Genomic DNA, 202 nt, shown 5'->3' with positions numbered 1-202 from the left:
GCCACCGTGACGGGGTAGGTAAGGAGGTCACGCTCACGGATCTTCAGCTGCGCGTGCGCCAGCGCATTCGATACGAGCCAGCGCATTCGATACGAGTATGATTTCGGCGATCTGTGGGAACACGGGATCCGTGTTGAGGCCAAGCTTGAGCGAGAGGCCGGCAAGGTCTACCCGATCTGCATCGCTGGCGCGCGTGCCGGCC

1 protein-coding gene is annotated in these 202 nt (G+C 62.9%); it reads left to right on the top strand.

What is annotated here, in order from left to right:
- Nucleotides 1-39 precede the first annotated feature (39 nt).
- Nucleotides 40-202 (top strand): IS1096 element passenger TnpR family protein (locus ACWGTI_RS33085; protein WP_454590729.1); only part of this gene is annotated, 163 nt, incomplete at its 3' end.

The organism is Mesorhizobium sp. ArgA1 (assembly GCF_053714375.1).
The sequence above is the reverse complement of the archived record's forward strand: the minus strand, read 5'-3'. Positions and strand labels throughout refer to the sequence as shown.